We start from the raw sequence: 22,811 nt of genomic DNA on the forward strand, positions 1-22,811 counted from the left end.
GCCGCGCCGCGCCTAGTCATAGCCGGTCATTTCCAGATAGCCGCGCCCGGCGTGGCTGCCCGAGAACCGCACCGGGCCTTCCCAATAGGCAAAGCGCGTGCCCATCCACGCCTGCGGGTTCAGCGCGTTCACGGTGATGTCGAGCCCGCGCGCGGGCAGTTCCAGCCGCCAGCGCGTCGGCAGCTTGCGCCCGGCCACCCGCGTTTGGTTCAGCGGCGACATCCGCAGCACGCCATCGCCAAACGGCATCGCCCCGCCATCGGCCCCGATCCAGGTGCCCGAGGTATAGCCGCCCTCTGCCCCGCGCAGCCGGAACCCCATCAGCTTTTCACCACTGTCGAAATGGAGCGAGACCCAATCCCATCCGCTCTGATCCGCGTCCAGCGGCTGTGACGACCATTCCCTGTCCAACCAGGCTTGCCCGGACACGCGAAGGGGGCCTTCGGGCAGATCCAGAACGCCGTTCACGGTGTAGAACGGCTGCGAGTAATAATGGCTCGCCTGCCCGCTTGCCGATTTCACCGAATAACCGGCCTCGCCCTGCAACACGATCGGCCCGGTCGCGGCAAGCCGCAGGTCATAGGCGAATTCCGCGCCGGTGGCGGCAAGGCGCAGCCGGTCGGGCGTGGTGCCCGCCATTTCCCAATCGTCGATCCATGCGGCGAACGGGGCGGCGGTGACACCGGCCTGCCCGATCCCGCCGCGCGCCATCCGCTCGGCGACAAAATGCCGGTCGGGCGTGGTCAGCCCGGCGTGGCCGAGCCAGACCTGCGGCGTCGCCCAGCCGGTGCCGCCGCCCGGCGCCAGGGCCGAGCGGAACAGCGTCCATTGCACGCCGTAGTCGCGGCCGTCTTCGCCTGTCAGGTTGGCGGTGAGGTACCACCATTCGATGCGAAAATCGGGATGCGCGCCATGATCGGCGGGAAAGCTCAGTTCGGCGCCGCGCTGCGGATGGGCAAACCCCTCGCCCCCCGCGCCCAGCCCCGCAAAGCCCTGCCCGAAGACGGGCGTGGCCAGCCAGAGCAAGAATATAAGCAGTGCCCTAACGTTCATGCGCGAAGACTTTCAACAGGTCCGCCGGGGCTGTCCGCGCCAGGCGCCAGGCGGGCCAGGCGGCCGCCAGCCCCCCCGCCAGCAGCGCCAGCGCGCCAAGGCGCAGCCAGTCGGCCGGAAACACATGCATCGGAAGGCGCCACCCGAAGGCCGCAACGTTGACCACCGCCAGCAGCGCCCAGGCCAGAAGCAGCCCGACCGGCAGCGCCACCAACATCGTCAGCGCCGTCAGCATCAGCGCGCGCGCAAGCTCCAGCCAGGCCAGCCGCGCCCGCGTCAGACCCAGAGCCCAGACCGGCGCGAGCTGCGGCAGGCGCATGGCCGACAGGGTCAGCAGGCTGGTGAGGATCGCGAAGCCCGCGACGCCAAGCGTCAGGATATTCAGCGCGGCGGTCACGGCGAAGGTCTGTTCGAAGATCCCCATGGAAAACACCTTGATCGCGGCCTGATCGCTGACATTGTCTTCCGGCAGCCCGAAATCGTCGATCAAGGCGTGGGCCAGCACGGGTGCGGACTCTGGCGCGATGCTGACGGCATGGCGCAGCCGCGCCACATCGGGGAACAGCGCGGTCAGCCGGTCTACCGCGATCATCACCTGCCCGCGCGGGTTGCCATAATCGGAATAGACCCCGGCAATGATCATCCGCCCCCCGTCGGGCAGGATCAGCGGATCCCCCGGCACAAGCCCTTCACGGCGGGCGAGTTGCTCGTTTATCAACGCGCCCTCACCCGAAGCGACCCTGCCCCAGACATCCGGCAGGGCCGACAGCATCGGCCAGTTCCGGCGATAGGTCGGGTGATCGGCGATGCCCTGCACCGTGGCCGGCGCGCCGAACAGCGGCACCTCGACCGACCAGAGTGGAAGAAGATCGCCGGGCCGGGTTGCCAGCCAGGCGCGCAGCCGGGCGGCCTGTTCCTCGGTCTCGGCACTGACGTAGAGCTCGGCCGACAGGCGCTGATCCAGCCAGCCGGCGAAGGTCAGCCGGAAGCTGGCCACCATGGTGCCCACGCCGATATTCGCCGCCAGCGCCAGCAACAGCGCCATCAGCGCCAGCGACAGCCCCGGCAGTTGCTGCCGCGTGTCTGCCCAGAACCACCGCGCCAGAACGCCCCTGCCCGCCCGCGCGGCCCCGGCGAGCAGCGCCGCCAGCACAGCGGGAAGCGCCAGCGCCGCCGCCATCAGCAGCGCCCCCAGCAGGATGAACCCGGCCAGCAGCCCGGTGCCGAACCGCGCCGCCCCCAGTGCGACAAGCGCCAGCGCGCCCGCGATCGCCACCTGCCGCCAGAGCGAACGGGTGGTGGCGCGGACCCAGGCCCGGGGCTGCGCGGGCGCCAGAAGCGGCAGGCGCCAGACGCGCCAAAGGCTTTGCGCCGCGGCCGCCCCCGCCCCCAGCACCGCCATCGCCATGCCCCCGGCCCACCAGCCGGGGCGCAGGATCAGTGTGCCCGGCACCTCGGCCCCGTAAAGGCCGCGCAGGGTTGCCGCCACATCCGGCAGCAACGCCGCCGCGACAAGATAGCCAAGCGCCATGCCCGCCAACCCCGCAAGGATGGACAGGATCAGCACCTCCGCCACCAGAAGCCTTGTGAGCGCGACCAGCGGCAGGCCCAGCGCGCGCAGGGTGCGAAACATCGCCCGGCGCTGTTCAAACGCGAGGCCGATGGCCGCGTGGACGATGAACAGCCCGACGGCAAAGGACAGCAGGCCAAAGGCGGTCAGGTTCAGGTGAAAACTGTCGGTCAGCCGCGCGATGTCGGCCTCGGCCTGCGGCGCGCGTCGGGTCAGGCCGGGGGCGACGTCTTGCAGGGGCGTTTGCCGAAGCGGCTGATCCGGCAGCACGATCAGCCGCGACACCTGCCCCGGCGCGGCCAGAAGTGTCTGGGCGATGCCGATATCCATGATCAGCGTGCCGGGCAGGCTGTCATCCGCCACCCGCAGCGCAGGCAGGCCCGGCACATCTTGCAGCGCGGCGATGGTTTCGGCCGCACCGAAGGCGATGCCCGGCGGGGTCAGGAACGCGCGCAGATCGCCGTCGGCCTGCGCCGCGCCGCCACCCCCGGGGGTCTGCGGGGCTGTCACCGGGTCGATCCCGATCACGCGCAGGCGGGTTTCGCCCTGCCGCCACTGCCCCTCGAGCACCGGAGAGATGCGCCAGCCCCCGCGCCGCAGCGCAACGTAGACGTCCTGTGAAAACCGCTGCCCGTCTTCGGCCACAAGCTGCGGCAGACGGTCCTGCCCCAGCATCCCCGCCGCCCTGTCATAGCTGGCCCGCGCCTGCCCGTTGATCGCCTGCACCCCGGACCAGAGCGCGGTGGCCAGTGCCAGCCCGACAAGAACACTGGCGAGCTGCAGCGGCTGGCGGCGCCAATGCGACAAGAGCGCCAGAAGCGCCGCGCGATACATCAGGCCAGCCCGCCGCCGGCCAGATGCAGGCGCCGCTCCAGCCGCGCGGCCAGCCGTTCGGAATGGGTGACCATCAGCAACCCGGCGCCGGTTTCCGCGACCAGCCCAAGCAACAGCGCCATCACCGCGTCGCCTGTCGCCGCGTCGAGATTGCCGGTGGGTTCATCGGCCAGAATGAGCCGGGGCCGCCCGGCAAGCGCCCGGCCGATCGCCACCCGCTGTTGCTGACCGCCCGAAAGCTGTTCGGGATAGCGATCCATCAGCGGCGAGAGGCCAAGCCGTGCGGCCAACTGCTCCAGCCAGGCCGCATCCGCGCGCCCGGCCAGGCGGGCCTGAAACGACAGGTTGGCCGACACGTTCAGCGACGGGATCAGGTTGAACTGCTGAAACACCAGGCCCACGCTTTCGCGGCGCAGTGCGGCCCGGGCGCGATCGTCGAGCGGGGCCAGATCCTGGCCGGCCAGGCGCACCTGGCCTTCATCGGGCCGGTCCAGACCGGCGCACAGATGCAGGAGCGTGCTTTTGCCGCTGCCGGATTCGCCAGTCAGGGCCACGGCCTCGCCCGCATCCAGGCGGAAGGAGACATCGGAAAAGACCTGCAACCGGCCCGCGCCGGCTTCATACCCTTTAGCGACTTCTCGCACGTCAAGCAGCATTCACACCCCCCAAGCCTGTCAACCCTAGCCCGCCGCCACGAAAGTGCCAGCCCGATCGCGCCGGAGCGGCCGGAAAGAATGACGGCTTTACAAAAGCGCAACAAAAGCGTCGAGCCACTGTCACCTCGCCGCACTATGGGCGGTTCCGTCTGCGCGAGAGGCGCATACTGACACAGGGGACACATCCATGAACTTCACTCGTCGTACCGCATTGCAGCTGACCGGCGCCGCGCTGGCCGCGCCCGCGGTCCTGAAAGCCACCGACGCGCTGGCCTCGTCCGGCTCGGTCAAGGTCTTTGCCTGGCAGGACTATATCCAGCCGAACATCGCCGAGAAATTCGAGGCCGACACCGGCATCAAGCTGGAACTGACCACCTATGGTTCGAACGACGAGGCCGAATCGACCGTGCGCGCCAACGGCGGCAAGGGCTTCGACGTGGTCTTCCCGTCGATCACCAACTCCGCCGGTTATCTCGATGACAATGGCGAAACCTATTTCGCGACCGTTCCGGCAGCCGTGAACACCGGCAACGTGATCCCCTCTTTCCTGCGTGACAGCGCCAGCCTGGGCGGCCAGTTCAAGGGCGAGCAGATCCTGCTGCCGTTCGACTGGGGCACCGAAGGCATCACCCTGAACCGCGGCAAGCTGCCGATCGCCGATGCCGATATCTCTTTCGGCGACCTGTTCCTGCAGGAGGCCGCCAAGGGCGCCGCCGCGTTCCGCCAGAAATCGGCGATCATGGGCGTGGGCCTTTATCTGGACGCCGTCGGCGAAGTGCCGTCGAACCGGATGCTGGACGTGTACAAATCCGAAGACGACGCGCGCCGCGTCTGGGGCGCCGTGACCAAGTGGATCCTGGAGCACAAGGAAAACATCGGCGCCTTCTGGAACAACGCGACCGAAGCCACCGCCGCCTTCAAGGAAGCCGGCTGTGTGATCGGCCAGACCTGGGACACCACCGGGCTGCTGCTGAATCGCGAGGACAAGAACTTCGTCTACCGTGCGCCGAAAGAGGGCATCATCACCTGGCTCGACAGCTTCGGCATGCTGAAGCAGGCCGAGAACCCCGAACAGGCGGTGGCCTTCATGAACTTCATGCTGCAGCCCGAAGTGGGCGGCATGTTCGCCAACAACACCGGCTACAACTCGGCCGTGGCCGGCGCCGCCGATTTCGCCAGCGCGGAGTTCAAGGCGCAGTTCAACGAGGTTTATACCCCGGAGGTTCTGGGCAACATGTGGTGGTGGCAGGCCGATACGCCGTTCTTCGCCCCGATCCGCAACGAGTTCGTCGAGATCATCACCAACGCCTGATCCGCGATTTTTCTGCGAGAAACGGGGGCCCCTGTTGCCGGGGGCCCCGCATTCTTGGTGCCGGCCCGCCTGTGGCGCGCGCGGGAGCCTCCGGCGGGGATATTTAGGGAAAGATGAAAGACATGCATGGCAGGGACGTTACGCTGGACGGGGTTTCCATCACCTATCCCAACGGGTTTACCGCCGTGCATCCGACCGATCTGACCGTTGGCGCGGGCGAGTTCTTTTCGATCCTCGGCCCGTCCGGCTGTGGCAAGACGACCATCCTGCGCGCGGTATCGGGGTTCGTGGAGCCCAGCGCCGGGCGCATCCTGATCGGCGGCGAGGATCAGAGCGGGCGGGCGCCGAATGCGCGGCCCACGGCGCTGATATTCCAGAACCTCGCGCTTTTTCCGCTGATGAGCGTGCGCGAGAATGTGGCCTTCGGGCTTGAGGCGCGCGGTGTGCCCCGCCGCGCGCGCCTTGACCGGGCCGATGAGTTGCTGGCGCTGGTCGCATTGCAGGACCAGGGCGGCAAGAAGCCCACCGAGCTTTCCGGCGGGCAGCGGCAGAGGGTCGCGATTGCGCGGGCGCTGGCGGTGGAGCCGGCGGTGCTGTTGCTGGACGAACCGCTTTCGGCGCTGGATCTGAAGCTGCGCCAGCATATGCGCGCCGAACTTCGGGCGATCCAGAAGCAGACCGGCGTGACCTTCATCTATATCACCCATGACCAGGGCGAGGCGCTGACCATGTCGGACCGGATCGCGGTGATGAACGAGGGCCGGATTGAGCAGGTGGGCACGGGGGACGAGATATATTCCGCACCGGCCACAGCCTTTGCCGCCTCTTTCGTGGGCGAGGTCAATCAGTTTCGCGGCCGCGTCGTCGCGCTGGAGGATGGCATGGCCTATATCGACACCGGCGTCGGCCGGATGTTCGCCCGAAATCCGGCGGGGCTGGCACCGGGCGACAGCGCGATTCTGTTCGTACGACCGGAGAACATGGGTTTTGAACGGGGCGACCGGCCCGAGCCCTTTGGCAATCATCTGACCGCCCGGCTGGAACGGCGCGATCTGGAGGGGGCTTTCATCAATCTGCAGATGCGGGCGGCGGGCGCGGAGCAGCCGGTGGCGATGCATCTGACCAATAGCGGAGAGGGTCCGGCGATCAGCGCCGAAACCGACCTGCGGATCGGGTTTACCTGTACCGCCGCGCTGATCCTGCCCGAGGGGCCGCTGGCCCGCACCGGGCGCGAAGATCTGGCCGCGCGATGAAAGCGCTCTTGCGGGGATACGGGCGCGGGCTGGTGGCGCTGTTCGTCGCCGCCATTCTGGGCTGGGTGCTGGTGCTGATCGTGCTGCCGCAGCTGACCATGCTGGAGCGCGCCGTCACATCGCCCAAGCGACAGCTGGACAGTTCCATCGCCGGGGCGCTGGGGCGCGACGCGCGGACCTGTATCAGCGTTCTGGAGACCTATGAGGCAGACGCGGCGGCGGTGGCCCCGGCCGGCGGCGGCCTTGCGATCCCATCCGCTTCGGGCATGTCGGTGCCGTCGGCGGGCGGGATGGCGGTGCCTTCGGCGGGGGGCGCGGCCGGCGGAGCGACGCGGCCCTATATCCTTCAGTGCGACAGGGCCACTACACATACCTCGATGGTGCGCGGGGCCGGTGCGCGCGTCTATCTGGACGCGCTTTACGACCTGCCCCTGCTGTCGGTGGACGACAGCCTGCCGCTGCGCGAACAGATGGCGGCGGCCGGGCAGATCGCCGACCTTGCCGACGCGCTTTACAAGCGGTTGCTGGAGGAGGAGGCGCGCTCTTCCAACCTGACGCTTTCGAATTTCGGGGCGCTGGCCGGGGCGACGCTGATCCCGCTGTCGCCGGCGCAGCGCGAAATCGAGGCGCGGCAGCTTTCCAACCGTCTCTTCACGCTTCTGGGGCTGAGGTTCGAGCGCGGGGGCGAGGTCTACAAGCGCCTTGGCCTGATCACCCTGACCCGCACGCTGAGCTTTGCGATCATGGCCACCGCGCTGGCGTTGGTGATGTGTTACCCGATGGCCTTCAAGGTGGCGCTGGCCACCCCGCCCGAGCGCGCAACCTGGCTGTTTCTGGGCCTTGTCATCCCCTATGCGATCGTCGAGCTGATGCGGATCTACGCGTGGACCGCGATCATCGACAATCAGGGCCTGCTGAACGCGTTTTTCGACCTGATCGGGGTGATCGACATGCAGGCGGGCGAGGCCATCCAGTTCAAGCGGATGCCCGGCACGATCTTCGTGGTGATCGTCTATACCTACGTACTGTTCATGGTGTTCCCGATCTACAACGTGATGTCGACGCTCGACCGCAACCAGATCGAGGCGGCGAAGGATCTGGGCGCGCGACCGTGGCGGGTGCATTGGCGCGTGATCATCCCCCATTCCAAGCCGGGCATCGCCGTTGGCTGCATCTCGACCTTCATGCTGGCGGCGGGCGCGTTTTCGGTGCCGCGGATCATCAGCCGGGGCCTGCAGGCGGAATGGTTCAGTCAGACGATCTACAACAAGTTCTTCGAGAGCGAGAATTCCAACGTGGGGGCCGCCTATTCCTTTGCCTATACGCTGGTCTGTTTCGGATTGGTCGGGCTGTTCATGTGGGCCATGCGCACCCGCCTGAAAGATTTCGCGAGGGTACAATGACCTCTCAACGGCTGCTCAACCTTTACACCGGCGCCTTCCTGCTGTTCATGTTCGCGCCGCTGGTGCTGATGATCGTCACCTCGTTCAACGATGTCTCGCCGCCTTCGGTCACCGACTGGCAGGGGCTGACGGGCAAGTGGTATGCGTTCTTCTGGGCCGATCAGGATCAGCTGCGCGCCGATCCGGTGCTGCGCGCGCTGGACCGTGACCGGTTCGTGGGCTGTTTCGGCAATTCGCTGAAGGTGGCGGGGGCGGTGGTGCCGCTGGCGCTGCTGCTGGGGCTGGCGGGGGCGGTGTTCCTGACCCGCTGGCGCAGCCGCGCAAACGGGTTTCTGTGGTGGGTGCTGCTTTCGCCGATGCTGGCGCCGGGCATCGTGCTGGGCCTGTCGGCGCTGGTATTCTGGAGCCGGCTGGGCGTGGATGCGGGCCTTTTTACCATCGTCATGGCGCAGCTGACGTTTGTGGCAGGGTTTCCGATGCTGATCCTGATGGCGCGCCTGCAGCGCCAGCCGGTGGAGATGGAAGAGGCCGCGCTTGATCTGGGCGCCACCCCGTTTCGCGTATTCACCCGCATCACCTTGCCCTATCTGTTGCCGGCGCTGGCCTCGGCCGCCGTCATCTCGTTTCTGGCGTCGATGGAGAATTACAACACCACCATGTTCGCCAAGGGCGGCGCCTGCACCTTCGCGACGGAGATTGGCGCCATGTCGCGCAACGCCAACGGCCATCCGCCGGTGATCAACGCGGTGGGAACGGTCATCATCGTGCTGACGGTCTCGGCGACATTGGCGCATACCTTCCTTCTCAGGAAGGACACGCGCGGCTAATGTCGCCCGCATGAAGATCATCGCCCGCTGTCACCCGCAGCTCGAACCGCTGCTGCCCCGGCCCGTGCCCGCGGCTCAGGCCCTGCCCGGCTGGCTGCGCGCCATGCCAGGACAGGTCGAGGCCGAAACGCTGGGCGGCGCGCCGATCCGGACGCTGAAACACTGCCCCCCCTTCATCGACGCGCTGTCGCTGGGGCTGATGATTCCGCTGGCGACCGATCTGCACGTGAAGGACGGCGAGATCAGTTGGGACTGGGACCCGCCGATCATTCCCGACGCGCCGCTTACCCGCGCGCCGATCGGGTTGCACGCGCCCGAGCAGGCCAGCGGGATGCCTGTCAATCTGGATGCCCGGATGGTCATCAAGTTCACCAACTTCTGGACGCTGGAGGCGCCGGCGGGCTGGTCTCTTTTGTTCACCCATCCGCTGAACCGGGCCGATCTGCCGTTCCAGACCCTGTCGGGCGTGGTGGATTGCGATCTGTTCGGCCTTGGCTACGTGCATTTCCCCGCGCTCTGGACCGATACGAAGTTCGAGGGCACACTGCCCGCCGGAACGCCGGTGGCACAGGTCATCCCGGTGCCGCGTGAGGCGGTGGGCTGTGAAACAACTGCCCTGAATTCGGGCGAAGTTACCCAGAGCCGTGAGATTCAGGAGGCGTTGCAGGCGGAAACCGGCGTCTACCGCCGCCGCTTCCGGCATTGAGGCTTTACAGCCTCCACCCCTTTGTAACAGTTTTGTGGCAAAAGGGGGCATATGATCCGGGCAGCTTTCATATCACTGGTCATTGCCGCGGGCCCGGTCTGGGCCGGGGCAGCGGATCCGCTGGCGCAGCGCCGCGCGCAATGCGTGGGATGGATGATGACGGCCTATCCTTCGGGGCTGGAAGAGGTGGCCTGCACCAATGAATTCGGCCTGCCCTCACCGTTTCTGTTCAAATGCGCCAGCGCGCAACGCAACGGATTCGCCGACACGACCCAGCAACGCGCCTGTCAGGTCTTCTTTGCCCGCGCATCGCAGGCGGCGGGCGACGGATATGTGCAGAATTAGGGCGGGCGCCGCACGCCCCTCCGGTCGCCTTTCGCGAAAAACCGCTTTGGGAATCGCCGGTTACAGTTTCGGAAAGCGCAGCGGCACCGCGCCCTTCGCCACCCGCGTCAGCGCCTTCATCGCCTGCGGCCGCAGCGCCGGATCCGATAAAAGCGCGGCACGGGCAGCGCCTGTATCCTCGCCCAGTTCCGCCGTCACGCGATAGAGCGCCACCCGTGCTTCCGCATCATCGCCCAGATGCAGCCAGGCCGTGCGCGCCTGCGCCCATTGCCCGCGCCGCAGCCGCACGCGGCCCAGATTGCGCCAGGCGTCGATGTCTTGCGGGACCAGCCGCGCGGCCCTGGCGAAGGCCTGTTCCGCCAGCACCAGATCCTCCGCTGCGACCGCCCAGCGCCCCAGCTCGAACCAGGCATTGGCATAGCCGGGCTCGACCGCCACCGCCCGGCGATACCACGCCCCCGATTGCGGGGCTTTTCCGCCCGCCTCCAGCACCTTGCCAAGGTTGTAGAATACCTGCGCCGGCGCGCGCCGATCCTTCGCCGCGCGGCGCAAGAGACGCTCCGCCCCGGCCCAATCCTCGGCCTGCAAGAGCGCGGGAAGGCTGCTGACATCCACCATGGCCGGTTTATCAGTCATCCGCGCCGCAGTTTGCAAGCCTGTCACAAACTCTTCACGGATCGCCCCCAAAAGCGAAGGCGCATGTCAGAAGGGACACCCGATGCCGACCAGCTTTTTCACCGCCCCCGGCCCGTTTTACCGCGGCAATCTGCACACCCATTCGAACCGCTCCGACGGTGTGCTGACACCAGAGGAGGTGTGCCGCCGCTATCGCGCGGAAGGCTATGATTTCATCGCGCTGACCGATCATTTCATCGGCATGTATGACTATCCCGTAACCGACACCACCGGCTTTCGCGCAGACGGGTTCACCACCATCCTGGGGGCCGAAGTGCATTCCGGCGCGATGCAGAACGGCGAACTCTGGCATATTGTGGCCGTCGGCCTGCCCGCGGATTTCGCGCCTGGCAACGCGCCGCATTTCCTGCCTGTCGAGGGGCAGGAAACCGGCCCCGAGATCGCCCGCCGCTGTGCCGAGGCCGGGGCCTATGTCGCCGTCGCCCATCCGCAATGGTCGGGCCTGACGCTGGAAGACGCGCGCAGCATCGACGCAGCCCATGCCGTCGAGGTGTACAACCACGGCTGCGCCATCGGCTGCGATCGCCCGGACGGGTTCCACACGCTGGACCTGTTGCTTTCGGAAGGGCGCGCGCTGAACCTGATCGCCACCGACGATGCGCATTTTTCCGAGCCCGATCATTTCGGCGGTTGGGTCATGGTCAAGGCAGAGGCGAACGAGCCCGATGCCTTGGTGGCCGCGCTGAAGGACGGCGCCTTTTATTCCTCGCAAGGCCCCGAGATTCGCGACATCCGCCTGACCGGCACCGCAGTCGAGGTCGACTGCTCCGCCGCGACGGCGGTGATCGTGCAGGGCCAGGGCTCTGCCGCGACGGCGATCCACGGAAGTTCGATGACAAGCGCGTCGGTCCCGCTGGACCGGTTCGCGCGCTCGCCCTGGATCCGTGTCACCGTGGCGGACCGGGCAGGCAAGCGCGCCTGGTCGAACCCGATCTGGCTGGACTGACCGCCTATTCGGGCAGGGGCAGCATCCGGCCAAGCCTGCGCCCGGCCAGGATATGCACATGCAGATGCGGCACTTCCTGCAGGCCATTGTCGCCGGCGTTGGAGATCAGACGGAACCCGGCGCCGCCTTCGCCAGGCTGCACGCCCAGCATCCGGCACACCTCGCCCACCGCGCGGGTGAAATCGACGATCTCTGCCTCCGAGGCTTCCAGCGCGAAATCGTCATAGCAGACATAGGCGCCCTTGGGGATGACCAGCACATGATGCGGGGCCTGCGGCGCGATGTCGTGGAAGGCCAGGCTGTGCTCGGTTTCCAGCACGGTCTTGTTGGGGATCTCGCCCCGCAGGATTTTGGCGAAGATGTTCTGCGGATCATAAGTTTTGGCCATGGGTGTCCTCAATCGACGTAAAGATATTCGGTCGCGGCGATCTCGCGCGCCTGTTCGGGGGGGATGCTCAGAAAGGCCGACAGCGGCTCTGCATTCTCATCGGCACTCGCCTCTTCACGGATGCGATAGAAATGGGGGAAATCTGCATCGCGGATGCGATCACTTTCGAACACCACATCATAGCGGATGGTGGGCAGCAAACGGTCGATCGTTTCTTGCGGCGTCCGCTCGCCCGCCAGCCCCACGCGCTTGGCGTGGCCCAGCAGATATTCGTCGGAGAATGTCGTCTGGATCTCCAGCAGCCGGGTGGTGCAGCGATCGGAAAAGAAATCCTGCATCAGGTCCAGATTGGACGGGTCCATGCAGATCATCAGCCGGTCGGTCTCGTAATAGTCGAACAGCATCCGCATCAGCGCGCGCCGGTGCCGCGTGCGTTTTTCCAGCGTCGACTGGATGCCGCCCAGATCGGGCAGCGCCGTGTCTTCCTCGTTGAACAGGTATTCGATGGCGGGCAGGTTGGTCACCTGACGGGCGCGTTCCAGCAGGCGCTTGGCCACATGCCATTTCTTGCAGGTCACGATCATCAACTCGCGCTCGCGCCCCAGGCTCGATTCGGTTTCCCAGAAACGCGGCGCGAACCGGCGCCCGACGCGGCCGCGCCCGGTGAGGAACTTGAACAGGCTGGCGCCCTCGTTCGAGATCCGGAACTCCATCCCCTGGCTGGCATAGACCGCGCCCAGCCGCCGCTTCAGCTCTTTGGCCTCGGGCGAAATCTTGCGCGCGAACAGGAAATCCTGGCTCAGCAGCATGTCGTAGTGATCGTTGTAAAAGGTGATCGGCATTCCATAGTCCGAGAACATCAGAAAGGTCGGCGTCCGGGTCTCGATCTCTTCTTCGGGCACCAGATGGCGCACGAGGGTCTGAAAGAACGTCTCGTCCGGGATCCAGGTCGTGCGGAAGAACCACAGCACATCGCGCCGCTGGCGGCAGAACTCCAGCACCGCCTCGATCGTGCGGCGCCGCAGACACCACCACTGGCTGCCGATCATGATCTGCAGATCGGACGGGATGCGCCGCGTTAGCCCCAGCCGTTTTTGCAAGTTGTACGACCCGTAGAACAGCCGCTTGTGCTTTCTTTCGTTGAAGAAATGGCGATAGATCAACCGCTCGCGCTTCATTCCGGTCTTGATCCAGTCGGACGCCAGGAAATCGAAGCTTTCGATCAGATCGACATCGCGATCATCGAGAAAGCGGTGCATGTATTCGGCGGATTTGATCGGCATGCAATCGCCCGACAGCATGTAGAAATGCGTGGCGCGGGGAAACGCTTCTTCCGCGGCCTCGACCGCATGCAGGGTGGCCTGCACCAATGACCATTCGCCCCAACCGCATCTGATGCGCTTTTTCGCGAAGACGACATTGGGATTGTCTTTCAGCGCCTCGGAAATCGCCTCGAAATGCTCTTTCCTCGCGCGGGCGTCGAAATGGATCGACATGAAATCGCCCGCCGCAGTCAACCGCTCGGCCTGTTGAACGATCGCGTCAGGATCCTTGTGACACAGCAGAATATACGCGATTTTAGCCATTAGCGGGTCAGTATCTCGTGCATGCGGGCCAGTCTTTACGTTGATAGCGTGAAGGGACGTTGAATAAACAGCATTTCTTTGCTTTTTTGTAGGTCGAGAAAGCCGGGCACCAAAGCAACCGGCATGGAGGCAAGGGCGAATGGGGTTTCCGGGCACATGGATGACGGAAAGTGAAAGCGTGGTTTACCGGGTCGTGCCGAAATGCGCCTGCTCGACCATCGGCCAGATCATGTACTATTCCGACCATGGCGCGTTTTTCGACGGCGATATCCATGATGCAACCAAGGGGATGCATAAATGGGCGCTGGAAGACAGCCACAAGCTGATCGAGCGCAATGTGAAGGGGCATAAATCCTATGCCTTCACCTGCGTCCGCAACCCCTATACCCGCATCCTGTCGTCCTTCTTCGACAAGATCTGCGGCATTCAGCGCAACGGCAAGCGCTATCGCGGCAATCTCGTGCCGCTGCTGACCCAGAAATACGGGATCGAGGTGGAGGGCGACTTCGACCAGATCGCATCGTTCCGCCGGTTCCTGCTGTTCGCGCGCGACACCATCCGCTGGCGCCGCCCGATGGAGCCGGACATCCACTGGTCGGCGATGTCGGGGCATGTCTCAACCTTCATCGTGAACGGCGGGCGCTACGACAACATCTTCTTCACCGAGAAATTCAACGAAGGGATGCAGTCGGTTCTGGATGCCATCGAAACCGCGCATACCGTCGATCTGGCCACGATCCCGCGCTTCAACGAATCCGAAGGCCACGGCCCGAAACGCGCCCATCCGGTGGCGGATTACTTCGATGACCTGTCGATGCATCTGGTCTATGAAATCTACAAGCGCGACTTCACCCTCTTCAAATACGATTTCGAAAACCCCGGCAACAAGATGCCCCTGGGCGAGGTCGATCTGGACGAGGTCCACGCCAAGCTGGGCGACTGACGTTTTGTGAAGGTTTCATGAAACCTCGCTTTTCTTGATCTGGATCGAATTGCCCGGTCACGGATCAGGCGACATTGGCGGCGAACCTCCAGAGGGACTCGCGCGATGCAAGGTCACGAAGAACTTCCCAAAAGCATCTATCACCCGTCCGGGCGCAACACCGACCCGATCATGGAAATTCTCGACCTGAGCCTGTGGTACGGAGAGAAACAGGCGCTGTTCGACGTGAACTTCGATCTCTACCCGTCCGAGATCCTCGCTTTCATCGGCCCGTCCGGCTGCGGCAAGTCCACCGCACTGAAGGCGCTGAACCGGATGCACGACCTGACGCGGGATGTCCGGATCGAAGGGCGCATCCTGATGGACGGGCACGATATCTATGCCCCCGACATCGACCCGCCGCTGCACCGCAAAAGATTCGGCTGGGTCGCGCAGAAACCCAACCCGTTCACCACATCGGTCTATGACAACGTGGCCTATGGCGCGCGCATCCACGGGCTGACCCGCACCCGGGCCGATCTCGATGAACATGTGGAAACCTGCCTGCGCCGCGCCGACCTGTGGGAAGAGGTGAAGGATCACCTGCACTCGCAGGCCGGCACCGCGCTATCGGGCGGCCAGCAACAACGGCTGTGTATCGCCCGCGCACTCGCAACCGAACCCGAAGTGCTGCTGATGGACGAGCCGACCGGCTCCATCGATCCGATCGCGACGGCGCGGGTCGAGGAGTTGATGCTCGACCTGAAGAAAGATCATTCGGTGGTCGTGGTGACCCATTCGATGATGGAGGCGCGGCGAGTGTCCGACAGGGTGGCCTATTTCCACCTTGGCCACCTTTTGGAACTCGGCCCCACGATGCAGATCTTCGAACATGCCGAAACCCGGCAGGCATCGGAATTCATCCGCGGAAAATTTGGCTGAGCGCAGGGGGCTGTCTGCCCCCTCTTGCCCCGGAACAAGTCCGGGGCAATTCACCCCCGAGGATATTTTAACGAAAAAGAAACCGGAATCGGAGCAACTGGGCGTGCGGTACAGGCGGGGACGCCGATGACCGCCGAAGAAGAAGCCGCCCCGGTCCGGATGGCCGGGGCGCACCTTCTGCCCGCTTCTTTTTCGGTCAAGTATCCTCGCCGAAGGCAAGAAAGTTCCGCGCGCGGAACGGGCGCACCGGGTCCAACGCCGGGCAGGCGCGCGGGCCTGGGCGGCAGAGGGTTGGCTCAGATCAGCCCATTTTTCCTGAACAGCTCCTTCAGGCTCGCCTCGGGCCGGGCGCCGAAATGGCTGATGACCTCTGCCGCGGCCACGTTGCCCATGCGCCCGCAGGTTTCCAGCGACTGACTGGTGGCAAGGCCGTAAAGAAACCCCGCAGCGAACTGATCGCCCGCGCCGGTGGCATCCACCGGCACGATGCGCTTGACCGGCACAACCGCCTCTTCCGCGCCCCGCACGAGCACCACGTCGTGGCCTGACCGGGTGCAGACCACCAGCCCGCTTTCCGATGCCGCCTGTTCCAGCGCCGCGCCAAGGTCGGTCTGATAAAGCGCTTCCCACTCGTGCTCGTTGCCGATGACATAGTCGAGTTCTTTCACCAGCCGGCGGAAACTGTCGCGGTGCCGGTCGACGCAGAAAGGGTCTGACAGGGTAATCCCGGCCTTGCCGCCGCTTTCGCGGCAGACCCTTGCCGCCCGGTCAAAGGCCTGCTTGCCCTTGGGCTTGTCATAAAGATAGCCCTCGAGGAACAGGATCTCGGCCTGCCCCGCCACATCGTCGGCCACGTCATCGGGGCCCAGTTCGGCGGAAATGCCCAGATAGGTGTTCATCGACCGTTCGCCATCGGGCGACACGAAGATCATGCTGCGCGAGGTCGGAAGCTCGCCGCCCGTGACCGGAGGGTTCACGAAATCGGTGCCGTCGCGGGCCATTTCAGCGGCATAGAACTGGCCCAGCGCATCGTCATGTACCCGCCCGATGAAACCGGTGGACAGGCCCAGATTGCCCAGCCCCGCCAGCGTGTTCGCCACCGACCCGCCCGGCGCCTGTGTCCGGCCGCGCATCGCGCCGTACAGCATCTCGCCGCGTTTGCGTTCGACCAGTTGCATGATGCCTTTCTGAATCCCCATCAGATCGAGGAAGCTGTCATCGCACTGGGTCAGCACATCGACGATGGCGTTGCCGATACCGACAACCTGATAGGTCTTTTTCACAGGGTCTTCTCCTCGAACGGGCAGAGATCACGGATGATGCAGTTGGGGCAGACGGGTTTGCGCGCCTTGCAGACATAGCGGCCATGCAGGATCAGCCAGTGGTGGGCATGCTGCAGAAACGCGACCGGGATGTTGTCTTCTATGGCCCGCTCCACGGCGTCCACATCCTTGCCGGCGGCGATGCCGGTGCGGTTACCGACCCGGAAGATATGGGTATCGACCGCCTGCGCGGGATAGTGGAACCACATGTTCAGCACCACATTCGCCGTCTTGCGCCCGACGCCGGGCAGCGACTGCAGCGCGGCGCGCGAAGAGGGCACCTCGCCGCCATAATCCTCAACCAGGATGCGGCTCATCTTGATGACGTTCCTGGCCTTGTTGCGGTAAAGGCCGATCGTCTTGATATGTTCGATCAGCCCTTCCTCGCCCAGATCCAGCATCTTTTCCGGTGTGTCTGCGATCTTGAACAGGGCCCGCGTGGCCTTGTTCACACCGGCATCGGTGGCCTGGGCCGAAAGCGCCACCGCCACGACAAGCGTATAGGCGTTCACATGTTCCAGTTCGCCCTTCGGTTCGGGCTCATGCGCCCGGAACCGGGTGAAAATCGCGCGCAGGGTATGATAATCGAGTTGACGGGCCATTGCTTCAGATGGCACGGGCGCGGCGCCCTCTGCAACTGCATTTCAGGGGCGCCGCGCGTGGTATTTGGCCGGTTCAGCTCTGGCGGCGCCGGCGGCGGGCAAAGCCCATCGCGCCCAGACCGGCGATCAGCAGCGGTGCCGTGGCCGGCAGTGGCACGGCGGCGACCGAGGCAACCGTCGAAACGCGCAGCGTGAACCTGTCTTGCTGATACGTGTCGTCGACCAGGATGGCGTAGTTCTCGTTGAGGTTCGCCAGATCTTCGATCAGCCCGGTTTCAACCTCTCCTGCTGCCAGTGACAGCCCCAGGAAATCCGCCGCGCCCGCGACATCCGCGAAGGTGGTGTAGCTGTCCAGCGTCGTGCCATAGCTGCAGGTGGTCAGGTCCGCCGGATCGGTGCAGGTGGTCGTTGCCTCGCGACGCACCTCCCATGCGCCGTCAGGCGTTTGCCAGGCCAGCAGCAGCGCATCGGTGGTCGGATCGCCGTCGAAATCCCAGAACAGCCCATCGGGCGCCATTTCCTGCGACATCCAGGCGCCAAACGTGTCGGAATAGGAACCATACATATCGCCGCTGGTGATCAGATCTTCGGTCATGTCCAGATCGAACCCGGTTCGCTGGGTGTCGAAGAACCCGTCGATCGTGAAGTTCGGGTTGGTCGAGGCATCGCCGAACAGGCCGAACGGATACTGGCTGAACGCGTTGAGATCCTGCGGACCCGAGGTGAACGCAGCCGAGAAGGACAGCCCGTCGCCCGCGCTCGAGGCAACGAAATTATCGCCAATGCCCGAGCCAAGCTGAATGCTGAAGGATTCGATGCTCTGCCCGGTCAGGTTCACCAGCCGATGATACACCTGATAGCCGACGGGAGCGTCGACGCTCAGCACGCCGTCCTGATCAACCGGATCGGTGGTCACATCCACGCCGAACACAAGGTCGACCTCGCCGATACCGGTGAGTTGCTGCTTGAACCGCTTGCCGCTCTGGAACGGGCCATCGCAGGTCGAGGCGCTCGAGGCCATGATGCACCCCGAGGCGACATCCTTGGGGGCCGGTCCGCCGAGTTCGTAGGCGTCATTTTCCACCCGCAGGCCGGGCGATGTCGCCTCTGGTTCGGAATAGGCGATCCGGCCATTGGAGGCCGCACCGGAAATCAGCGGATCGAGGCCGCCGAGATCGCGATCATAGATCACGCTGAATCCGGTTTCGCCATCCGGAAGGTCTGCGGGGCCGACGACAACGTTCGCCGTGTCCCAGGTGGTGATTGTCGCGGCGGATGCCAATCCGGGCGCGATTGCGGCCGCACAGATCGTGCAAAACAGCCGTCTCTTGGCAATGGCAGTCATACCATTCCTCCATTCACTTCCACAAAATTTGATTTTTTGGTGCGTCCAGAGCATCGCGGCCTTCGCAATCGAACGACCGGCTCGCCTGACAATTCACTTCCCAGGGCACCCTCCCGCGCCCTATTCACATATTCGTGATTCAAAATGTCTATGGCAACACATTTTTGCCTTAATTTGCCGGTCGTCCCGCAAGATAAATCAATCTTCAAAAATTCCCCTCATTCGCCTTAAAGTGGATACAATAACCAGCGAAAGCCCGTTATTCTCCCGATTTCATCAAGGCATTTGCGCATCATTCGGGTCGACCTGCGCCCCGCCTGCCGCCAAATAGATGGCAAAGCGAACCTGCGGGTGAAGAGCGATGGACGAAACAGAACGCAACTATCACTACAACGTCATGCGCCGCGCGATCGACAGGATCGATGCGCAGGGCGGCGCGTGCCTGACGCTGGAAGAGCTTTCGAACGAGATGCAGATGAGCCCGGCGCATTTTCAGCGCCTGTTCAGCCGCTGGGCCGGTGTGTCGCCCAAGCGGTACCAGCAATATCTGGCGCTGGGGCATGCCAAGGCGCTGTTGCGCGAACGCTTCACCACGTTGGAGGCCGCAGCGGGCGCCGGGCTTTCGGGCGGCGGGCGCCTGCATGATCTGTTCCTGCGCTGGGAGGCGATGAGCCCCGGCACCTTCGCCCAGAAGGGCGCCGGGCTGACCATCTGGTACGGCTGGTTTCCCGGCCCCTTCGGCGAAACCCTGGCGATGGGCACCGAAAAGGGCCTGTGCGGGCTGGCCTTCACCGAGGAAACCGGGCCCGAGGCCGGGTTCGAAGACATGCGCGCCCGCTGGCCGGCCGCGCGGTTCGTCGAGGCGCCGGAACGCTTGGAACCGGCCGTCTCCGCCGCCTTTCGCCAATCGGGCGAGGCGCGGCTGCACCTGATCGGGGCCCCTTTTCAGATCAAGGTGTGGGAGGCGCTTCTAAGTGTCCCGTCGGGGCAGGTCACGACCTATTCAGAGATCGCGCAGGCCATCGGCCATCCCAAGGCGGTGCGGGCGGTGGGCACCGCGGTGGGGCGCAACCCGATCAGTTTTCTGATCCCCTGCCACCGGGCCCTGCGGAAATCGGGCGGGCTGGGCGGGTATCACTGGGGCCTGCCGGTCAAACGGGCGATTCTCGCCTGGGAAGCCGCGCGCGCGGATGCGGCTGAGGCAACCGCCCCCTGACCCGCTGGCGAATTCCCGCCGCCCGGCCGGAACTTTTCGTGCTGCCCTTCGTTAAACGCCGAGGAATGCATATATGCTCGGCGGTATCCCAAGATCGGGCCAAACTGAGAGGCAGTAATGATTCAAGCGAAACTTCCCCTGACCATCGTCGCCATGGGCGCGCTGGCGCTTTCGGCATGTACCGATCCTTCGGTTCAGACCAGCGACCCCGACAAGCGCACGAAAGAGGGCGTGGCGCTTGGCGCGGCCCTTGGCGCGGCTGTAGGCGCCATGACCGGTGACAACTCGGCAGAGCGCAACAAGGGCGCCGTCATCGGCGGCATCGTCGGTGCAAGCGTCGGCGGCGTGATCGGCAACCGGCTTGACAAACAGGCCGCCGAGCTGCGTCAGGATTTCGACAACAATCAGATCACCGTGGTCAACACCGGGTCCGAACTGATCGTGACCATGCCGCAGGATATCCTGTTCGCCTTCGACAGTGATACGGTTTCGTCCAGCCTGCAATCCGACCTGCACGTGCTTGCCGCCAGCCTGAACGACTATCCGAATACCACCGTCGATATCATCGGCCACACAGACAACGTCGGCAGCGCGTCTTACAACCAGGCGCTTTCGGCACGCCGCGCGAGTTCGGTGGCCTCCGTTCTTCGGAGTTCCGGCGTCGCCTCGTCGCGCATCCGCTCTTATGGGCGGGGCGAGGATGAACCTGTCGCGTCGAACCTGACGCCGGAAGGCCGCGCGCAGAACCGCCGGGTCAATATCATCATCCGCCCCAACGCCTGACGGCGATGCAGCAACAGGCCGGGCGGCGCACGCCCGGCCTTTCCCGGTTGCCGCCTCCACGCGGTGGTCATATGATTTGACCAATTGCCGGAGGCCCGAATGCCCTTTCAGAAAGTTCAGCCCGAAAAGCTCTCTCGTGCCGTGGTGCGACAGATCGAGCTTCTGATCCTGCGCGGCATCCTGCGCCCGGGCGAGCGGCTACCCTCCGAGCGTGAGATGGCCGAAAAGCTGGGCGTCTCTCGGCCCAGCCTGCGCGAAGCGGTGGCCGAGCTGCAGGAACGCGGCCTTCTGATCAGCAAGATCGGGGCCGGCATTTTTGTGGCCGAGGTTCTGGGCTCTTCCTTTTCCGACGCGCTGATCCGGCTGTTCGCAGATCACGAAGAGGCGGTGTTCGATTATATCGCCTTCCGGCGCGACATGGAGGGGCTGGCGGCGGAACGGGCGGCGCGGCTGGCCTCGGACACCGATCTGCAGGTGATCGACACGATCTTCCGCAAGATGGAAGCGGCCCATTCAAAGCGCAACCCGGCCGACGAGGCGCGGCTGGATGCCGAGTTTCACATGTCGATCATAGAGGCATCACATAACGTGATCATGCTGCACATGATGCGCTCGATGTATGATCTGCTGCGCGAGGGTGTGTTTTACAATCGCCAGGTGATGTTCAAACAGCGCACCACCCGCGGCACGCTGCTGGACCAGCACCGCGCGATCAACACGGCGCTTCAGGCACGCGATCCGCAGGCCGCCCGCGCCGCGATCGAGGCGCATCTGAACTTCGTCTCGGATGCGCTGCACGATCAGCACACCGCCGACCGGAACGAAGAAATCGCCCGGCAAAGGCTGCAGCACGAAGAAGCGCGCGGATAGCGCATGAAAAAACCCGGCGCGAAGGCCGGGTTTTCAGTCTTTCAGGATCGGCGAACAGCTAGTGAAGCTTCGCCTCGGCCTGCTTGATCGCATCGTCGATCAACGCATCGCCCGCGGCGCCCGTCATCTGCTTGGCCACGACATCGGCAGCGGCGGCAACCGCCACGGCCACGGCCCGGTCACGCACTTCGCGCAGGGCAGCAGCCTCGGCCGAAGCGATCTGCTCCTCGGCGGCCTGAAGGCGCCGCGTGATGGACGCCTCAAGCTCTTTGCGGGCCTGTGCCGCCGCAATCTCGGCTTCCTCGCGGGCATGTGCCACGATCCGCTGCGATTGCTCCTGCACTTCCTTCTGCTTGCGCTCGTAAGACGCCAGAATGGTCTGCGCCTCTTCACGCAGGGCCCGCGCCTCGTCAAGCTCGGCACGGATGCCTTCGGCGCGCTTGTCCAGCATGCCGCCCAGCAACGCCGGAACCTTGAGGTAGATCAGGAACCCGATGAACAGCAGAAAGGCCAGCAGCACGACGAAATCGGTGTTGCGCAGCGAGAAGAACGGGCCCGAGGCCGCAAGTGCCGGGCTGGCGGCAAGGGCGAACAGAACTGTCAGCTTTTTCATCGCTTTACCCTTTCAGCCGGGCGTTGACCGCTTCGGATACCACGGCGGCGTCGGCCTTCTGATCCAGCATGCCGATGATTTCGGCAGCCGTATCCTTGGCCACTTCCGTCACGGCCTCCAGCGCGCCGGCGCGCACTTCGCCGATCTTCTTTTCCGATTCCGCCGCTTTCGCGGCAATCTCGGCATCGGCCTTCGCGGTGGCTTCGTCCAGTCCGATCTGGATTTCGGCCTTCGCCTCGGCGATGATTTTCTGCGCCTCGACGCGGGCATCGGCCAGCGCCTGGTTATAGGCCGCTTCGGCCTCCTGCGCCTTGAGCTTCAGCTCTTCGGCGGCGGCGATGTCATTGGTGATCGTGCCCTGACGCTCTGCCAGAACCGAACCGATCCGGGGCAGCGCGACGCGCGACAGGATCAGATAGATCACGACGATCGTGACGACCAACCAGAAAATCTGGTTCGGGAAGGTCGCAAAATCGATCTGCGGCATGCCGCCGGTTTCGGCCGCGTGCGCCGCGTCTGCAGCACCATGCGCTGCTTCGTTCGCGTTTGTCGCCATGTTTCGTCCTCCGGGAACCTGATATTACACCGGGCGGGCAATCATGCCCACCCGGCCGTAAGGAT

The 22,811-nt window shown here is 64.8% G+C and carries 23 protein-coding genes; 12 read left to right on the plus strand and 11 right to left on the minus strand.

Annotated elements, in window-relative coordinates:
• Nucleotides 1-12 precede the first annotated feature (12 nt).
• Genes GGR17_RS16400 through GGR17_RS16410 form a run of 3 tightly spaced genes read right to left on the minus strand, consistent with a single transcriptional unit; the run spans nt 13 to nt 4,113 of the window.
• Entirely contained in the window at nt 13-1,053 is a 1,041-nt protein-coding gene (locus GGR17_RS16400; RefSeq protein ID WP_054539640.1) for a lipocalin-like domain-containing protein, read from the minus strand.
• Nucleotides 1,043-3,457, minus strand: coding sequence for an ABC transporter permease (locus GGR17_RS16405; RefSeq protein WP_054539641.1), 2,415 nt, complete (start codon nt 3,455-3,457; stop codon nt 1,043-1,045). Before GGR17_RS16405 ends, GGR17_RS16400 begins: the two co-directional genes overlap by 11 nt.
• Nucleotides 3,457-4,113 carry an ABC transporter ATP-binding protein gene (locus GGR17_RS16410; RefSeq protein ID WP_082386656.1) on the minus strand — a complete coding sequence of 219 codons (657 nt, stop codon included), beginning with the start codon at nt 4,111-4,113 and terminating at the stop codon, nt 3,457-3,459. Before GGR17_RS16410 ends, GGR17_RS16405 begins: the two co-directional genes overlap by 1 nt.
• Before the next feature lie 187 nt (nt 4,114-4,300).
• On the opposite strand from GGR17_RS16410, the gene GGR17_RS16415 reads away from it, so the two are divergent.
• From GGR17_RS16415 to GGR17_RS16440, 6 genes are all read left to right on the plus strand, one after another.
• On the plus strand, nt 4,301-5,425 hold the full coding sequence (locus tag GGR17_RS16415) for an extracellular solute-binding protein (protein ID WP_037207102.1): 1,125 nt from the start codon (nt 4,301-4,303) through the stop codon (nt 5,423-5,425).
• 122 nt (nt 5,426-5,547) lie between these two features.
• Nucleotides 5,548-6,678 carry an ABC transporter ATP-binding protein gene (locus tag GGR17_RS16420; protein WP_054539642.1) on the plus strand — a complete coding sequence of 377 codons (1,131 nt, stop codon included), beginning with the start codon at nt 5,548-5,550 and terminating at the stop codon, nt 6,676-6,678.
• The gene (locus GGR17_RS16425) at nt 6,675-8,081 is read left to right on the plus strand and encodes an ABC transporter permease (RefSeq protein WP_054539643.1); all 1,407 of its coding nucleotides are present in this window, start codon (nt 6,675-6,677) and stop codon (nt 8,079-8,081) included. Before GGR17_RS16420 ends, GGR17_RS16425 begins: the two co-directional genes overlap by 4 nt.
• Nucleotides 8,078-8,908 (plus strand): ABC transporter permease, encoded by an 831-nt coding sequence (locus GGR17_RS16430; RefSeq protein ID WP_054539644.1) that lies wholly within the window; start codon nt 8,078-8,080, stop codon nt 8,906-8,908. The genes GGR17_RS16425 and GGR17_RS16430 overlap by 4 nt, the downstream gene beginning before the upstream one ends.
• 10 nt (nt 8,909-8,918) lie before the next feature.
• Complete coding sequence (locus GGR17_RS16435; RefSeq protein WP_054539645.1) at nt 8,919-9,614, plus strand: hypothetical protein; 696 nt, start codon at nt 8,919-8,921, stop codon at nt 9,612-9,614.
• A gap of 51 nt (nt 9,615-9,665) precedes the next feature.
• On the plus strand, nt 9,666-9,959 hold the full coding sequence (locus GGR17_RS16440) for a hypothetical protein (RefSeq protein WP_054539646.1): 294 nt from the start codon (nt 9,666-9,668) through the stop codon (nt 9,957-9,959).
• A 60-nt stretch (nt 9,960-10,019) separates the two neighbouring features.
• On the opposite strand, the gene GGR17_RS16445 is transcribed toward GGR17_RS16440, so the two are convergent.
• Nucleotides 10,020-10,595 carry a tetratricopeptide repeat protein gene (locus GGR17_RS16445; protein WP_082386657.1) on the minus strand — a complete coding sequence of 192 codons (576 nt, stop codon included), beginning with the start codon at nt 10,593-10,595 and terminating at the stop codon, nt 10,020-10,022.
• An 82-nt stretch (nt 10,596-10,677) separates the two neighbouring features.
• Between GGR17_RS16445 and GGR17_RS16450 the strand changes: the two genes are divergently transcribed.
• Nucleotides 10,678-11,601: a PHP domain-containing protein gene (locus GGR17_RS16450; protein WP_054539648.1), complete on the plus strand. Its 924-nt coding sequence runs from the start codon at nt 10,678-10,680 to the stop codon at nt 11,599-11,601.
• 4 nt (nt 11,602-11,605) lie between these two features.
• Here GGR17_RS16450 and GGR17_RS16455 read toward each other — a convergent pair whose 3' ends face one another.
• Nucleotides 11,606-11,989 (minus strand): HIT domain-containing protein, encoded by a 384-nt coding sequence (locus tag GGR17_RS16455; RefSeq protein ID WP_037207119.1) that lies wholly within the window; start codon nt 11,987-11,989, stop codon nt 11,606-11,608.
• 8 nt (nt 11,990-11,997) lie between these two features.
• Nucleotides 11,998-13,575, minus strand: coding sequence for a DUF5928 domain-containing protein (locus GGR17_RS16460; RefSeq protein ID WP_054539649.1), 1,578 nt, complete (start codon nt 13,573-13,575; stop codon nt 11,998-12,000).
• Nucleotides 13,576-13,714: 139 nt separating this feature from the next.
• Here GGR17_RS16460 and GGR17_RS16465 point away from each other — a divergent pair, with 139 nt between their 5' ends.
• Entirely contained in the window at nt 13,715-14,518 is an 804-nt protein-coding gene (locus GGR17_RS16465) for a sulfotransferase family protein (RefSeq protein ID WP_054539650.1), read from the plus strand.
• A gap of 105 nt (nt 14,519-14,623) precedes the next feature.
• The gene (locus GGR17_RS16470; RefSeq protein WP_328705653.1) at nt 14,624-15,439 is read left to right on the plus strand and encodes a phosphate ABC transporter ATP-binding protein; all 816 of its coding nucleotides are present in this window, start codon (nt 14,624-14,626) and stop codon (nt 15,437-15,439) included.
• 296 nt (nt 15,440-15,735) lie between these two features.
• On the opposite strand, the gene GGR17_RS16475 is transcribed toward GGR17_RS16470, so the two are convergent.
• The 3 genes from GGR17_RS16475 to GGR17_RS16485 all read right to left on the minus strand — a co-directional run bounded on the left by GGR17_RS16475 (nt 15,736) and on the right by GGR17_RS16485 (nt 18,708).
• On the minus strand, nt 15,736-16,722 hold the full coding sequence (locus GGR17_RS16475) for an adenosine kinase (RefSeq protein ID WP_054539651.1): 987 nt from the start codon (nt 16,720-16,722) through the stop codon (nt 15,736-15,738).
• Nucleotides 16,719-17,363 carry an endonuclease III gene (gene nth, locus GGR17_RS16480; protein ID WP_054539652.1) on the minus strand — a complete coding sequence of 215 codons (645 nt, stop codon included), beginning with the start codon at nt 17,361-17,363 and terminating at the stop codon, nt 16,719-16,721. The genes GGR17_RS16475 and nth overlap by 4 nt, the downstream gene beginning before the upstream one ends.
• A gap of 73 nt (nt 17,364-17,436) precedes the next feature.
• Complete coding sequence (locus tag GGR17_RS16485; protein ID WP_054539653.1) at nt 17,437-18,708, minus strand: VPLPA-CTERM sorting domain-containing protein; 1,272 nt, start codon at nt 18,706-18,708, stop codon at nt 17,437-17,439.
• Between the two features lie 361 nt (nt 18,709-19,069).
• On the opposite strand from GGR17_RS16485, the gene GGR17_RS16490 reads away from it, so the two are divergent.
• The 3 genes from GGR17_RS16490 to GGR17_RS16500 all read left to right on the plus strand — a co-directional run bounded on the left by GGR17_RS16490 (nt 19,070) and on the right by GGR17_RS16500 (nt 21,577).
• Nucleotides 19,070-19,924: a bifunctional helix-turn-helix domain-containing protein/methylated-DNA--[protein]-cysteine S-methyltransferase gene (locus GGR17_RS16490; RefSeq protein WP_054539654.1), complete on the plus strand. Its 855-nt coding sequence runs from the start codon at nt 19,070-19,072 to the stop codon at nt 19,922-19,924.
• A 117-nt stretch (nt 19,925-20,041) separates the two neighbouring features.
• On the plus strand, nt 20,042-20,707 hold the full coding sequence (locus GGR17_RS16495) for an OmpA family protein (RefSeq protein WP_037207138.1): 666 nt from the start codon (nt 20,042-20,044) through the stop codon (nt 20,705-20,707).
• A gap of 99 nt (nt 20,708-20,806) precedes the next feature.
• Nucleotides 20,807-21,577 carry an FCD domain-containing protein gene (locus GGR17_RS16500; protein ID WP_054539655.1) on the plus strand — a complete coding sequence of 257 codons (771 nt, stop codon included), beginning with the start codon at nt 20,807-20,809 and terminating at the stop codon, nt 21,575-21,577.
• A 58-nt stretch (nt 21,578-21,635) separates the two neighbouring features.
• Here the strand turns inward: GGR17_RS16500 and GGR17_RS16505 are convergent, their stop codons facing one another.
• Nucleotides 21,636-22,190: a F0F1 ATP synthase subunit B gene (locus GGR17_RS16505; protein WP_054539656.1), complete on the minus strand. Its 555-nt coding sequence runs from the start codon at nt 22,188-22,190 to the stop codon at nt 21,636-21,638.
• A 4-nt stretch (nt 22,191-22,194) separates the two neighbouring features.
• On the minus strand, nt 22,195-22,746 hold the full coding sequence (locus GGR17_RS16510) for a F0F1 ATP synthase subunit B' (RefSeq protein WP_054539657.1): 552 nt from the start codon (nt 22,744-22,746) through the stop codon (nt 22,195-22,197).
• Nucleotides 22,747-22,811: the final 65 nt, after the last annotated feature.

This window comes from Actibacterium naphthalenivorans (assembly GCF_014196965.1).
Taxonomy (GTDB): Bacteria; Pseudomonadota; Alphaproteobacteria; order Rhodobacterales; family Rhodobacteraceae; genus Actibacterium_A; species Actibacterium_A naphthalenivorans.